Consider the following 13427-nt stretch of genomic DNA (forward strand, 5'->3'; position numbering starts at 1 on the left):
AGGGGAGGGGCGTGAGCCAGACCCCGTTCCCGTCCTCCGAAAGGAGCATCGCCGCATTTCCGCCGTCAAGGGCGGGCGGAGCGCGATCCGCGCTCGCTTTCGCCATGCTCGCCTTGGCTGCGCTCGCGGCCCTGGCGTGGGGCGGATCGCGGCCCGCCCGTGCGGCGGCGACCGCCGCGCCGCAGGAGGCGACGCCCTCCGTGACGGTCCCGGATTTCTGGAATCCGCGCAGCCGCGGCGAGCGGATCGAGGCGCCCCAGACCGGCCGCGCCGTTCGATTCCTGACCGACGACGAGTTCCCGCCGCTGCACTTCGCAGGCCCGGACGGCAACCCGACCGGCTTCGTGGTCGAGCTCGCCCGGGCGGTGTGCGAGAAACTGACGATCACCTGCACGGTGCAGGCGCGGCGCTTCGACACCCTGCTGGACGCCCTGGACAGCCGCCAGGGCGACGTGATCGCGGCCGCCATCCCGCTGACCGCGCCCGTGCGTGAGAAATTCCTGGCGACGCGCCCGTATTTCCGCTGGCCGGCGCGCTTCGCCGCGCGGGCCGACAAGGGCCTGCCAGTCCCCTCGGCGGCGGCGCTCGCCGGACGCAGCGTCGGAGTGATGGGCGGCAGTGCGCACGCGGCCTACCTCAAGGCGTTCTTCCCCAAAGCCGTCCCGAAGGAGTTCCTCGACCTCGCGGCCGCCGAGGGCGCGCTCAAGCGCGGCGAGATCGACTACCTGTTCGCCGACGGCCTCAACCTCGCCCTCTATGTCGGCGGCCAGGAGGCGGAGGCTTGCTGCGCCCTGATCGGCGGCGACTACCTGGAGAACCGCTATTTCGGCGAGGGCATCGGGCTGATCACCCGCCCGGAGGACGCCGCCCTCTCCCGGGCGCTGGACGACGCGCTCCAGCGGGTCTGGGACGACGGAAAGTACACCGAGCTATACCTGCGGTTCTTCCCGGTGAGCCCGTTCTGAGAGGCTTCCGTCGCGGCAGCGCATCGGTGACCCTGCCCGGCAACGGGTTCGCCGAAAGGACCGAGGCATGACGGATAAGGCGGTAGCGCAGGCTCAAACCCTCGCCCCGGAGGTGCAGGACGAGATCGCCCGCCTGATGCTGGCCTTCGTCGGCGAGGACGCACCGCTCGACCAATTCACCCCGGAGGAGAAGGCGGAACTCGACGCATCCGAGGCGGCAGCGGCGGGTGGCGACCTCGCGACGGAATCGGAGGTACGCGCCATCTGGGACAGACATGGCCTGTGAGGCTGCGCCTCACCCAGACCGCGGCATCGCAACCCGGCAAGGCTCTGGCCTACCTTGACCAGAAGAACCCGCAGGGCGCGCGCAAGGTACGACGGCGGCTTCGGGCGGCCATGGACCTTCTCCTGCGACACCCTTTGCAGGCTCCGTGACGGCCCGGCCCGGTGTCCGACGTCTCCAGGTACGTCCATACCCCTACGCGATCACGTATCACGTCGCGACAGATGAGATCGTCATCCTCGGCAGCCGGCATGCCGGGCGCCAGCCGCAGTCCTAAGAACCCACACGCGCCCCGAACGCCGCCGGGACGCCGGATTGCGCCGGCAGGCGTTCCGCTGGGGCTCGAACCGCTCTAGGGTGCGCGATCCCAGCGTATCTCAGTCCCCAGATCATGCCCGCCGCACCTGCCCTGACCCTCGACCCCGACCTGATCGAGGCGGCCGCCACCGCCGCCGCCTGGCCCTTCGAGGAGGCGCGCAAGCTCGTCGCGCGGCTGGAGAAATCCGGCACGACCGAGGTGGTGTTCGAGACCGGCTACGGGCCGTCGGGACTGCCGCATATCGGCACCTTCGGGGAGGTCGCCCGTACCTCCATGGTCCGCCACGCCTTCCGGGTGCTGACCCGGGACGCGGTGCCGACCCGACTGATCGCCTTCTCGGACGACATGGACGGACTGCGCAAGGTCCCGGACAACGTGCCCAACCGCGAGATGCTGGCCGCGCATCTCAACCAGCCGCTCACCCGCGTGCCGGACCCGTTCGGCACCCACGACAGCTTCGGGGCGCACAACAACGCCGAGTTGCGCCGCTTCCTGGACGCCTTCGGATTCGCTTACGAGTTCCGCTCGGCGACGGATTGCTATCGCTCGGGCGTGTTCGACGCGGCTTTGATGCGCGTTCTTGAGCGCTACGACGCCGTGATGGAGATCATGCTGCCGTCGCTGCGCGCGGAACGATCGGCCTCCTACTCGCCGTTCCTGCCCCTGCACCCGGTCACCGGCCACGTCATGCAGGTGCCGATCGACGAGGTGCGGGTCGAGACCGGCACGCTGGTCTGGCGCGACCCCGCCACGGGCGAGCGCTACGAGACCCCGGTGACCGGCGGCCACGCCAAGCTGCAATGGAAGCCCGACTGGGCGATGCGCTGGGTCGCGCTCGGCGTCGATTACGAGATGGCCGGCAAGGACCTGATCGATTCGGTCAAGCTGTCGGGCAAGATCGCCCGGGCGCTCGGCGGCGAGCCGCCGGAGGGGTTCAACTACGAACTGTTCCTCGACGAGAAGGGCCAGAAAATCTCGAAGTCGAAGGGCAACGGCCTGACCATCGACGACTGGCTGAAGTACGGCACGCCGGAATCCCTAGGCCTGTTCATGTACAACAAGCCCCGCGAGGCCAAGCGCCTGTTCTTCGACGTGATCCCACGGCACGTCGACGAGTATATCGGCTTCCTCGACCGCTATGCCGGCCAGGACGCGAAGCTGCGCCTCGGCAACCCGGTCTGGCACCTGCATGCCGGGAATCCGCCCGAGCCGGAGCGGGTCGAGGGCGCGAGCCTGACCTTCGCGATGCTGCTGAACCTCGCCGCGGTGGCCAACACCGAGGATCCGGCGGTGCTGTGGGGGTTCATCCGCCGCTACGCGCCGCAGACCGGGCCGGAGACCCATCCGGGGCTCGACCGGCTGGTTGTCCACGCGCTCACGTACTTCTCGGACTTCGTGCGCCCGGCCAAGACCTACCGCGAGCCGAGCCAGGAGGAGCGGACGGCCCTCGAGGACCTGTCGGAGACGCTCGGCCAGCATGCCGGCTCCACCGATCCGGAAGCCCTGCAAGCGGCGGTCTACGAGGTCGGGCGGCGCCACTTCCCCGATACGTCCGGCAAGGCCAAGAGCCCGGACGGGCGCCCGGGCGTGTCCCAGGCGTGGTTCACGAGCCTGTACAACGTGCTGTTCGGCGAGGCGCGGGGGCCGCGCTTCGGCTCCTTCGTGGCCCTCTACGGGGTGGCGGAGACCCGGGCGCTGATCGCAGCAGCCCTCTCGGGGGCCCTGGTGGCGGAGCACGCCGCCTTCGTGGGCCGCCCCGCCGACGTCGTCGCGTGAGCGCGATGATCGTCGACAGCATCGCGGCGCTGGAGGCGATCTACGCGCCGTCCCTGGCGCCCGCCTCCGTGGCCAAGGTCACGGCGGCGATCACGCCGGACTACGCGGCGCTGATCGCCGCCGCGCCGTTCGCAGTGCTGGCGACGAGCGGTCCCGAGGGGCTCGATTGCAGCCCCCGGGGCGACCGGCCGGGCTTCGTGCGGGTGGCCGGCCCGCGCACGCTGATCCTGCCCGACCGGCGCGGCAACAACCGGATCGATTCCCTGCGCAACGTCGTGCGCGATCCCCGGGTGGCGCTGCTGTTCCTGATCCCGGGCTCGGGCACAACCTTCCGGGTGAACGGCACGGCGGTGATCTCGGCCGACCCGGATCTCCTGGATTCGTTCCGCGTGGACGGGCACGCGCCGCGCACGGCCCTCGTGATCACGGTCGAGGCGGCGTATTTCCAATGCGCCCGGGCGATCATCCGCGCCCGGCTTTGGGAGCCCGACGCCCGGGTCGATCCGGCGGCCCTGCCGAGCCCCGGGGCGATCCTGGCCGCGCTCACCGCGGGGGAGGTCGGAGGCCAGGTCTACGACGCGGAATGGCCGGGACGGGCCGCCAAGACGATGTGGTGACGCGGCGTTCGATTTTCTGGATCCGCCTGTAGAGTGCGTGCATTACGGGTGCATGCCGTCCATCCGGATCGGCCCGTGCCGCTCACCTCCGATCACCCCACCAGGGCGAGTCCCGGCTGAGAAAAATCCTGCGTCTCGGTCTCGGGGATCACATCGACCTCGACCTTCAGGCGCTGCTTGCCCGAGCCGCTGACGATGCCGTCCACCGGCGCCACGTCGCCGTAGTCGCGGCCTCGGGCCACCACGATGTGGTCGTCCCGCACCGCCACGCCGTTGGTCGGGTCGAGGCCGAGCCAGCCGTCGCCGCACCAGACCGCCACCCAGGCGTGGCTCGCATCCGCGCCGCGCAGGCGCGGCCGGCCCGGCGGCGGCACGGTCCGCAGGTAGCCGCTGACATAGGCGGCCGGCAGCCCCATGCCGCGCAGGCCCGCGATCATCACGTGGGCGAAATCCTGGCAGACCCCGGCCCGGAGCGCGAAGGATTCGGCGAGCGGCGTGCGCACAGTCGTGGCCTTAGCGTCGAACCGGAAGTCGGCGCGGATGCGCAGCATCAGGTCGTAGGCCGTCCCATAGGCGCTGCGGCCGGGCACGAAGCTGGCGCGGGCGTAGTCGGTGACATCGGGGACGAGGGGGACCCGGCCGCTCGGGAACAGGAAATGGACCGGCGCCCGGCCGCGGAGGTCGCACCCGGCCACCACGGCGTCGCGGACCCGCTCCCAGGGCTGGCCGGCCTCGGGCTCCGGCGGGACGCGGCGCTCGACCCGCACGGTGGACAGCGCCTCGACGCTGAAGGTGGTGTGGGGCGTATCGAGCGTGATCGCCACGGCCTCGATCCCGAAATAGTCGCGCCGCATCACCGCGGTGGTGGGGCTCGGATCGATGGTCACGGCGCTCGCCAGCACGCTCTGGCCCTCGCCGTCCTGCGGCTTGAGCCGCAGGGCGCAGCGGGCGAAGCGCACCGGCTTGCCGTAGCGGTAGGTGGTGCGGTGGCGCAGCGTGTAGATCATCGCGACGACCGCGCGCCGCGGGCCGTCCTCAAGGCGGCTTCAGGGGCGCACATCATCAAGCCAGGCCTGTCAGCTTTTCCGGGCGCAGCGCGTTCGGCCCGGCCGGAAAGTAGCGCACCGCGATGCCGTCGGCGAGGCGTTCGAGGTCGGTCTCCAGGGCTGTCAGGCGCACGGCGTCGAAATCGGCGGCCTCGCCGCTGCGCAGTTCCGCCAGGATCCGGGAGGCGATGCGGCGATGCGGCTCCGGGATGCCGTCGGCCGACAGTGCCGGCAGGTCGTCGAGGTGCCGGGAGATCGCCTCGGCCTGGAAGGCGATGGAACGCGGGTTGTAGGGGTCGAGCAACACCATATCGCGGACCGGGTCGAGGGCCGCACCCTGCATGTAGCGCCGGCCGTAGCTGATCTGCGAGTCGCTGAGCGACAGCATCACCCCGAGGCAGCCCGGGGTCGCCTCGTCGTTGGCGAAGGACAGCGCGAAGGTGCAGGTGTTGACCGCCCGCTCGACGCGCCGGCCGAGCTCGACGAAGTGCCAGCCCTCCGCCCGGCTCATGTTCTCGTGGGTGAGCCCGGACAGGGCGGCGAGCTGGCTCAGCGCCCGCTCGGCCCGCCCGGCGAGCTGCGACTCGGTGAAGGCCCGCTCGGTGTCCAGCGACACGATCTCGATCAGGTCGGCCAGCACCCGCCAGGCCTCGCCGGAGAGGCGGGCGCGGAGCGCGGCAGCGTTGCGCCGGGCCGAGACGATGTGGGCGCGGGCCGAGCCGGAGCGCTCGCGCCCGGTCAGCGCCTCCTGGGCGAGCCGGGCCGTGGGCAGGTCGGTGGCGCCGGTGGCGCCCCATTCGTAGAGCAGCGCCCGCAGGGCCAGGGCGGCCGGCGTGTCGAGGGCCCCGGAGATGTCGGCCCCGACGGCGTCGCCGACGCTGCGCAGGTGCGCCAGGACCAGCCGGATCACCGCTTCGGCGCGCTCGAGGTAGCGGCCGAACCAGAACAGGCCGTCGGCGGCACGCGACGGCAGGTGGCCGCCGACCCGGCGCACCCGCGGGGCCGCGTGGGAGCCGATCAGCGGCGCCTCGACCGGGCTCTCGGACAGCACCCACAGGTCGGCCGAGCGGATGCCCAGCCGCATCTCGATCGGGTCGACGTCCTCGCGCTCCGAGACCCGGCAGAAGCCGCCCGGCATGACCTGCCAGCCCGCGGGGGTCCGGGCCGCGAAGACGCGCACCACGAAGGGGCGGGGCACCAGGTAGAGGCCGTTGTCGCCACGCTCCCAGCCCGGCATGGTCGAGAGCGGCGCGGCCTCCTGGGCGACGTAGTCGAACGGCCGGTCGCGCAGGGCCGCCACCACCCGGGCCCGCTCGGCCGCCAGGGCCTGGGGCGCCAGGATCGCGTCGCGGCCGGCCCCGCGCTGGGGCGTGGCGGCCGGGCGCAGGGTCAGGCTGTCGAGGTTGGCCTGGGCGTGGGCCAGGCCTTCGAGGTCGCCGCACCACCAGGCCCGGGGATGCCCGAGCCGCAGCGGCGCGCCCAGCAGCCGGCGGGCGATGCCGTCGAGATACGGGGCGAGCGCCGCGGATTCGACCAGCCCGGAGCCCGGCATGTTGGCCATCACCAGGGAGCCGTTGCGCAGGGCCTCGATCACTCCGGGCACGCCCAGGCGCGAGGCCGGGTTCAGTTCGAGGGGATCGAGATAGTCGGCATCGATCCGCCGCCACAGGGCGTCGGCCCGCTTCAGGCCCGAGACGGTGCGCACGTGCAGGGCGCCGTCGCGCATGACGAGGTCGTCGCCCTCGACCAGCATCAGGCCGAGATACCGGGCCAACGCCGCCTGCTCGACATAGGTGCTGCTGTAGGGCCCCGAGGTCAGCAGGCAGATGCGCGGGTCGGAGCGCTCGGCCCCGAGCGCCAGCCCCTCGCGGAAGGCCTGGAAGAAGGCCGGCAGGCGCTCGACGTGGAGGTCCTGGAAGAAGTCCGGGAAGGTCCGGGCCAGGACCATGCGGTTCTCCAGCGCCCAGCCGAGGCCCGAGGGGGCCTGCGTCCGGTCGGCCAGGACCTGCCAGCGCCCGTCCGGTCCCCGGCCGATATCGGCGGCGTAGAGCTTCAGGTAGTGCCCCCCCGGGGGTGCGACCCCGTGAAGGGGGTGGAGGAATTCGGGCGTCCCGGCCACGATCGCGGCGGGCAGCAGCCCGTCGGCGACCAGGCGGCCCTCGCCGTAGCAATCGGCAAGGATCGCCTCCATCAGCTCCGCGCGCTGGACGATCCCGGCGCTGAGGTCGCGCCACTCGGCGGCCTCGACCACCAGGGGCAGGCAGTCGAGCGGCCAGGGATGCTCGCGCTGGTCGCCGGAGATCCGGAACGAGATGCCGGCATCCCGGATGTGCCGCTCCGCCGAGACGAAGCGGGCCAGGATCTCCGGCTCGGTGAGCGCCCCGAGATGGTCGAGCAGGCGCGGCCACGCCCCCCGGGGGGCGCCGTCGCCGCCCAGGAACTCGTCGGGACGGCCGGAGACGGGCCGATAACCCGCGGTCCAGCGCGCGACGCGCTCCCGCGGGCTCTCGCGCACGTTCTCGCCCGCCTCGGTCCGGGCGGCGCCGGCCGCGAGCGCCGCCTCCATCACCGGGCTCCGGTCATGTCGGGGCCGGCATGCGCAGGTCGAGGGTCAGCGGGAACTCGGCGCTCGTCTCCGCGCGGGGCATCTCGACCCGGCCCGGCGTGTGACCGAGGGGCTCGAAGCGGGCGAGGCGGCGCCCCTCCGCCTCGTAGGCGTTGACCGGGTGGGTCTCGTAGTTCCGTCCGCCCGGGTGGGCGACGTGGTAGCGGCAGCCGCCGAGCGAACGTCCGCTCCAGACGTCGAGGATGTCGAAGGTCAGCGGCGAGTGGGCCGGGATCGTGGGGTGCAGCGAGGAGGCCGGCTGCCACGCCTTGAAGCGCAGGCCCGCCACGGCCTCGCCGCCACGGCCGGTGCCGGTCATGGGCAGCCGGCGCCCGTTGCAGGCGATGACGTGCCGCTCGGGCACGAACCCCTCGACCTTGACCTGAAGCCGCTCGACCGAGCTGTCGACGAAGCGCACGGTGCCCCCGCTGGTCCCTTCCTCGCCCATCACGTGCCAGGGCTCCAGCGCCTGGCGCAGTTCCATTCGGACCCCGCCCTGCTCCACCACGCCGAAGACGGGGAAGCGGAACTGGGCCTGCGCCTCGAACGCGACCGGGTCGAAAGCGTAGCCCGCCGCCCGCAGATCCTCCAGCACCCCGAGGAAGTCGGCCCAGAGGAAATGCGGCAGCATGAAGCGATCGTGGAGGTTCGTGCCCCAGCGGACACAACCCCCGGTCTGCGGCTCGCGCCACAGCCACGCCACCAGGGCCCGCAGCAGCAATTGCTGCGCGAGGCTCATGCGGGCGTCCGGCGGCATCTCGAAGGCCCGGAACTCCAGCAGGCCGAGACGCCCGGTCGGACCGTCCGGCGAGTACAGCTTGTCGATGCAGATCTCGGCCCGGTGGGTGTTGCCGGTGACGTCCACCAGGATGTTGCGGAACACCCGGTCGACCAGCCAGCGCGGGATGTTGGGCGCGTCGGCGGCCGGGATCTGGGCCAGCGCGATCTCCAGCTCGTAGAGCCCGTCATGGCGGGCCTCGTCCATGCGCGGGGCCTGGCTGGTCGGGCCGATGTAGAGGCCGGAGAACAGGTACGAGAGCGCCGGGTGGCGCTGCCAGTAGAGCACCAGGCTCTTGAGCAGGTCGGGCCGGCGCAGGAACGGCGAATCGTCCGGCGTGACGCCGCCCATGACCACGTGGTTGCCGCCGCCGGTGCCGGTGTGGCGCCCGTCGACCATGAATTTCTCCGCGCCGAGCCGGGTCTGCCGGGCTTCGGCGTAGAGGTCGGTGGTGATCGCCACCGCCTCGCGCCAGGACGCGGCCGGGTGGACGTTGACCTCGATCACGCCGGGATCGGGGGTGACCTTGATCAGGCCGATGCGCGCATCGTGGGGCGGCTCGTAGCCCTCGACATGGATCGGCAGCGCCAGCTCGGCGGCAGCCGCCTCGAGGTGGGCGGCGAGCTCGAGATACTCGTCGGCCCGCTGGGTCGGCGGCATGAACACGCGCACGATTCCGTCCCGGGGCTCGATCGCCAGCGCGGTGCGGACCGCGACGCCGGTGATGCCGGCCCCGTTGACCACCGTCGCGGCCTTGGGATCGTCGGGGAGCGGCCCGCGGGGCTCCAGCGGGTCCTGCGGCTGGTAGTAGGGATAGTGCTCGGGCGGCACGTAGGGCAGGGACGACAGGGGCAGGCGGAAGCCGAGGGGCGAATCACCCGGCACCAGGAAGGCCTGGCCCCGGCGGAACACCCACTTCTCCGAGATCCAGACCCGGTCGGAATCGCCGTCCTTGCCGGTGGGCAGGCTCGCGAGCGGCAGGACGTAGCCCGCCGGCTCCCCGAGGCCGCGGGCGTAGACGCGCCGGATCCGGGCGTCGAACTCCACGGAGCCGGACTTGGCGGCGGCCGGCGTGACGTTGACCGGCAGGTCCGCCGCCTTCTTCTCCCAGAGCTCGCCGTCCTCGAAGGTCGGGAACACGTAGTCGGACAGCCCGAGCCGGCGGGCCAGCGCGTCGGCCAGCGCCTTGGCCTGCGCGATGGTGGCGGTACCGTGTGAATCTTGGCCTTCCGCCCCTTCGCCCACCTCGGGGGCGATCAGGGCCGGGTCGGTCCAGATCGGGTTGCCGTCCTTGCGCCAGTAGAGCGCGAAGGCCCAGCGCGGCAGGCTCTCGCCCGGGTACCACTTGCCCTGGCCGTAATGCAGCAGCCCGCCCGGGCCGAATCGGTCGCGCAGGCGCCGGATCAGCGTGTCGGCCATCCGCCGCTTGGTCGGGCCGACCGCGGCGATGTTCCATTCCGGCGCCTCGAAATCGTCCACCGACACGAAGGTCGGCTCGCCGCCCATGGTCAGGCGGACGTCCTGGGCCACGAGGTCGGCGTCGACCCGCTCACCCAGCGCGTCCATGGCCGACCAGACCGCCTCGGAATACGGCTTGGTGATCCGCGGCGTCTCGGCGACCCGGGTGATCCGCATCTCGAAGCCGAACTCGGTCTTGGCCGGCTCGGCCGCACCCGAGATCGGCGCCGCCGAGCGGTAATGCGGGGTCGCGGCGAGCGGGATGTGGCCCTCGCCGGTGAGCAGCCCGGAGGTCGCGTCCATGCCGATCCAGCCGGCGCCCGGCAGGTAGACCTCGGCCCAGGCGTGCAGGTCGGTGAAGTCCGCCGACGCGCCGGCGGGACCGTCGACCGCGGTGGTGTCGGGCACGAGCTGGATCAGGTAGCCGGAGACGAAGCGCGCCGCGAGCCCGATCCGGCGCAGCACCTGCACGAGCAGCCAGGCCGAATCGCGGCATGAACCGCTCTTGAGCCGCAGCGTCTCGGCCGGCGTCTGCACGCCCGGCTCCAGGCGCACGCCGTAGGCGATCTCGCGGGCGATCAGGCCGTTGAGCGCCACCAGGAACAGCACCGTGCTGGGCTCCTCGGGGAGCCGCGCGAGCAGCGCCTCGATCTCAGGCCCGTCCGCGTCCACGGGCATCAGGTAGGGCGCCAGCTCCTCCGACAGGTCCGGCTCGTACGCGAAGGTCCGAGCCTGCGCGTAATCCTCCACGAAGAAGTCGAACGGGTTGATCACCGCCATCTCGGCGGTGAGGTCGACCTCGATCTTCAGCTCGTCGGTCTTCTCCGGGAAGACCAGGCGGGCGAGCCAGTTGCCGCTCGGATCCTGCTGCCAGTTCAGGAAGTGGTTGGCGGGCGTCACCGTCAGCGCGTAGGCCGGCACCTTGGTGCGCGCGTGCGGAGCCGGGCGCAGGCGCACCACCTGGGGACCGAGGCTGATCGGCCGGTCGTAGCGGTAATGCGTGACGTGGTGCAGGGCGGCTTTGATCGACACGATGGCTCCGTCTGAAGGATCGAATGCGGTCTCGTAGCCGGCACCGGGCGCCGCGGCGGGTCGATCGCCGAGCCCACCGCGCGGTTATGTGCCAAGGACGGGGTCACAAGCAATTTTCGTGCGGTGCCCTCTGCGTCCGCGGAGCGCCGCCGACCTTGGCCGGAACTTTGCCGGTCGCGCTCATTTGATCGAAAAGTGGGCCGGTTGCCGGCCCGGGACCACGCGATGAAGCTCTTCCAGTGCCAGGCCTGCGACCAGCCGGTCACCTTCGAGGCGACCGCCTGCGAGAGCTGCGCGCGCCGGCTGGGCTATGTCTGCGCGGCGCACGAGGTCTCGGCCCTGGAGCCCATGGGCCTCTCCGCCCATCCGGCCATGGGCGGCGCCCAGACCTTCCACGCCTATGCGGGTTCCGGACGGCGCTACCGCTACTGCAGCAACGCCTCGTCGGGGGCCTGCAACTGGCTGGTGCCGGAGGACGAATCCGAGATCTTCTGCACCGCCTGCCGGCACAACCGAGTGGTGCCGGACCTGTCGCAATCCTGGAACCTCGCCCGCTGGCGCCAGATCGAGGCGGCCAAGCGCCGGCTGTTCTACTCGCTGCTGCGCCTCGAACTGCCGCTGGCGACCCGGGCCCAGTACACCGACGGGCTGGCCTTCGATTTCCTGGTCGATCCGTCGGAGAGCTTCTCGTACGGGCCGCCGGTGCTCACGGGCCACATCAACGGCCTGATCACCATGAACATCGCCGAGGCCGACGACGTCGAGCGCGAGCGGCGCCGGATCCTGTTCGGGGAGCATTACCGCACCCTGCTCGGCCATTTCCGGCACGAGATCGGGCATTACTTCTGGTACCTGCTGGTCATGAACGGGCCGACCATGGGCGCCTTCCGGGGGTTGTTCGGAGACGAGAACCTGAACTACGTCCGGGCCCTGCAGGACCACTACGCCCACGGCGCCCCGACCGAGTGGGAGGATTCCTACGTCTCGGCCTACGCCACCGCCCATCCGTGGGAGGATTTCGCCGAGACCTTCGCGCATTACCTGCACATCGTCGACACGGTGGAGACCGCCTCGACCTTCGAGCTGCACGTGCGCCCGCGCCTGCGCAACGCCACGACGGCACCCACGGTGATCGATTTCGACCCCTACGACACCCACGACCTCGACCGGCTGATCGAGGCGTGGCTGCCGCTGACCTACGCGATCAACTCCCTGTCCCACAGCATGGGCCAGCCGGCGCTCTACCCGTTCAAGCTGACCCCCACGGTGATCGCCAAGCTCGCCTTCGTGCACGAGCGGATCTACGCCTCCCGCTCCGGCACCCTGCCGGATCCCGGCGAGGCCGGGGCCGAGATGCTGCGGGCGGTGATCCTGGGGTTGCGCCAGAAGGTGGCGGCGCCGACCGTGTGATGCGTTCGGCGGCCTGTCAGGGCCGTGGGCGCGGAATCGGCTTCAGGGTCATGAGCCGGCACGTCCGGGACGAATCGGCCTCATCGACCTGCCAGGCGGTTCTGACCTGTGGATCCGCGCCGGGACGGGCGGCGAGAGGGCCCTCGAAAGACGGCTCGATGGCCCGATAGGAATCCGCGCACATCCGGACGTCGGCCGTGATCGAACGGCGCATCGATCAGGGCGTCCGGATCACCCGGCGTGAATCCGCATGCGGCGAGGAAGCGACACTTCGCGGCCCCGTCCCGGTGGCTCGGATTGAGCAGGTCTGCGGTGACCTTGACCAGGGCGGCGAGGAAGCGGGACGGCCAACCGTCCGGATCGGTCACCCGACCACCCGCTCGACCGACCACCCGCTCGACCGGGCACACGCCGCCGGCCTCGACCGTCGCCGGCATGTCGAACGGCTCCGTGAACTCGACCTCGAAGGCCTCGCCGTCGGCATAGACGGCCGCGACGTGCCTGTCGTGCCCGCCCGGCACCGGCACGTCGTCATCGCCCGAGACCGCCCGCAGGACGCGGCCGAGTTCGCCGGCCGGCGGCAGCGACACACACGATACGCCGTCCCGCATCGCACGCTATGCGCCCGGTCGCCGATCAGATCTCCTCCCGCCCCTCCACGAAGGCGCGGAACGCCGCCAGGGTCTCGGCGCTGACGTGGTGCTCGATCCCCTCGGCATCCCGCCGGGCGGTCTCGGGGCTGACCCCGAGGGTGCACAGGAAGCGCTCGACGATGCGGTGGCGCTCGCGCGCCTGGGCGGCCAGCCGGCGGCCAGCCTCGGTGAGGAACACGCCGCGATAGGGCCGCTGCTGGACGAAGCCGTCCTCGCACAGCCGCTTGAGCATCTTGGCGACGGTCGGCTGGGCCACGCCGAGGCGGGCGGCGATGTCGACCTGGCGCGCCTCGCCGCCGTCACCGATCAGGTCGTCGATCAGTTCGACGTAATCCTCGACGAGTTCGGAGCGCCGGGCCTCGCGGGCCTGGCGGAAGCTCTCCACGTGCCGCTCGGGATCGACCAGCGCGGTCTCGGGCAGGCCCTGGGTTTCGGAGGCACGCGGCTCGGACGGTTCCTGCATCGGCTCTCCCTCTCGCCGCCCC

The 13427-nt window shown here is 71.8% G+C and carries 10 protein-coding genes; 5 read left to right on the plus strand and 5 right to left on the minus strand.

Features of this window, described 5'->3' with window-relative positions:
• The first annotated feature begins 104 nt into the window (after positions 1-104).
• The 4 genes from ACYQPG_RS16790 to ACYQPG_RS16805 all read left to right on the plus strand — a co-directional run bounded on the left by ACYQPG_RS16790 (position 105) and on the right by ACYQPG_RS16805 (position 3960).
• A complete protein-coding gene (locus ACYQPG_RS16790) occupies positions 105-965 on the plus strand; it encodes a transporter substrate-binding domain-containing protein (protein WP_419828405.1) in 861 nt (286 codons plus the stop codon).
• A gap of 67 nt (positions 966-1032) precedes the next feature.
• The gene (locus ACYQPG_RS16795; RefSeq protein ID WP_147907847.1) at positions 1033-1251 is read left to right on the plus strand and encodes a hypothetical protein; all 219 of its coding nucleotides are present in this window, start codon (positions 1033-1035) and stop codon (positions 1249-1251) included.
• Positions 1252-1639: 388 nt separating this feature from the next.
• Positions 1640-3343 carry a lysine--tRNA ligase gene (locus tag ACYQPG_RS16800; RefSeq protein WP_147907846.1) on the plus strand — a complete coding sequence of 568 codons (1704 nt, stop codon included), beginning with the start codon at positions 1640-1642 and terminating at the stop codon, positions 3341-3343.
• 5 nt (positions 3344-3348) lie between these two features.
• Positions 3349-3960 carry a pyridoxamine 5'-phosphate oxidase family protein gene (locus ACYQPG_RS16805; RefSeq protein ID WP_419828548.1) on the plus strand — a complete coding sequence of 204 codons (612 nt, stop codon included), beginning with the start codon at positions 3349-3351 and terminating at the stop codon, positions 3958-3960.
• A 92-nt stretch (positions 3961-4052) separates the two neighbouring features.
• Here ACYQPG_RS16805 and ACYQPG_RS16810 read toward each other — a convergent pair whose 3' ends face one another.
• The 3 genes from ACYQPG_RS16810 to ACYQPG_RS16820 are packed head-to-tail and all read right to left on the minus strand — an operon-like array spanning position 4053 to position 10879.
• Positions 4053-4967 carry a transglutaminase family protein gene (locus tag ACYQPG_RS16810; protein ID WP_147939534.1) on the minus strand — a complete coding sequence of 305 codons (915 nt, stop codon included), beginning with the start codon at positions 4965-4967 and terminating at the stop codon, positions 4053-4055.
• A gap of 55 nt (positions 4968-5022) precedes the next feature.
• Positions 5023-7572, minus strand: coding sequence for a circularly permuted type 2 ATP-grasp protein (locus ACYQPG_RS16815; RefSeq protein WP_419828406.1), 2550 nt, complete (start codon positions 7570-7572; stop codon positions 5023-5025).
• Between the two features lie 13 nt (positions 7573-7585).
• Positions 7586-10879 carry a transglutaminase family protein gene (locus tag ACYQPG_RS16820; protein WP_419828407.1) on the minus strand — a complete coding sequence of 1098 codons (3294 nt, stop codon included), beginning with the start codon at positions 10877-10879 and terminating at the stop codon, positions 7586-7588.
• 225 nt (positions 10880-11104) lie between these two features.
• Here ACYQPG_RS16820 and ACYQPG_RS16825 point away from each other — a divergent pair, with 225 nt between their 5' ends.
• Positions 11105-12289: a zinc-binding metallopeptidase family protein gene (locus ACYQPG_RS16825; RefSeq protein ID WP_461231279.1), complete on the plus strand. Its 1185-nt coding sequence runs from the start codon at positions 11105-11107 to the stop codon at positions 12287-12289.
• A gap of 80 nt (positions 12290-12369) precedes the next feature.
• On the opposite strand, the gene ACYQPG_RS16830 is transcribed toward ACYQPG_RS16825, so the two are convergent.
• Both ACYQPG_RS16830 and mntR read right to left on the minus strand, forming a co-directional pair.
• On the minus strand, positions 12370-12879 hold the full coding sequence (locus ACYQPG_RS16830) for a hypothetical protein (protein ID WP_419828408.1): 510 nt from the start codon (positions 12877-12879) through the stop codon (positions 12370-12372).
• A gap of 46 nt (positions 12880-12925) precedes the next feature.
• The gene (gene mntR / locus ACYQPG_RS16835; protein ID WP_147907841.1) at positions 12926-13405 is read right to left on the minus strand and encodes a manganese-binding transcriptional regulator MntR; all 480 of its coding nucleotides are present in this window, start codon (positions 13403-13405) and stop codon (positions 12926-12928) included.
• Positions 13406-13427: the final 22 nt, after the last annotated feature.

It is taken from the genome of Methylobacterium sp. CM6246 (genome assembly GCF_054818005.1).

What these genes read in the sequence shown, in the direction of transcription:
- ACYQPG_RS16790 (WP_419828405.1), top strand. Translation starts at nt 105, where the DNA reads ATGCTCGCCTTGGCTGCGCTCGCGGCCCTGGCGTGGGGCGGATCGCGG.
- ACYQPG_RS16795 (WP_147907847.1), top strand. Translation starts at nt 1,033, where the DNA reads ATGACGGATAAGGCGGTAGCGCAGGCTCAAACCCTCGCCCCGGAGGTG.
- ACYQPG_RS16800 (WP_147907846.1), top strand. Translation starts at nt 1,640, where the DNA reads ATGCCCGCCGCACCTGCCCTGACCCTCGACCCCGACCTGATCGAGGCG.
- ACYQPG_RS16805 (WP_419828548.1), top strand. Translation starts at nt 3,349, where the DNA reads ATGATCGTCGACAGCATCGCGGCGCTGGAGGCGATCTACGCGCCGTCC.
- ACYQPG_RS16810 (WP_147939534.1), bottom strand. Translation starts at nt 4,967, where the DNA reads ATGATCTACACGCTGCGCCACCGCACCACCTACCGCTACGGCAAGCCG.
- ACYQPG_RS16815 (WP_419828406.1), bottom strand. Translation starts at nt 7,572, where the DNA reads ATGGAGGCGGCGCTCGCGGCCGGCGCCGCCCGGACCGAGGCGGGCGAG.
- ACYQPG_RS16825 (WP_461231279.1), top strand. Translation starts at nt 11,105, where the DNA reads ATGAAGCTCTTCCAGTGCCAGGCCTGCGACCAGCCGGTCACCTTCGAG.
- mntR (WP_147907841.1), bottom strand. Translation starts at nt 13,405, where the DNA reads ATGCAGGAACCGTCCGAGCCGCGTGCCTCCGAAACCCAGGGCCTGCCC.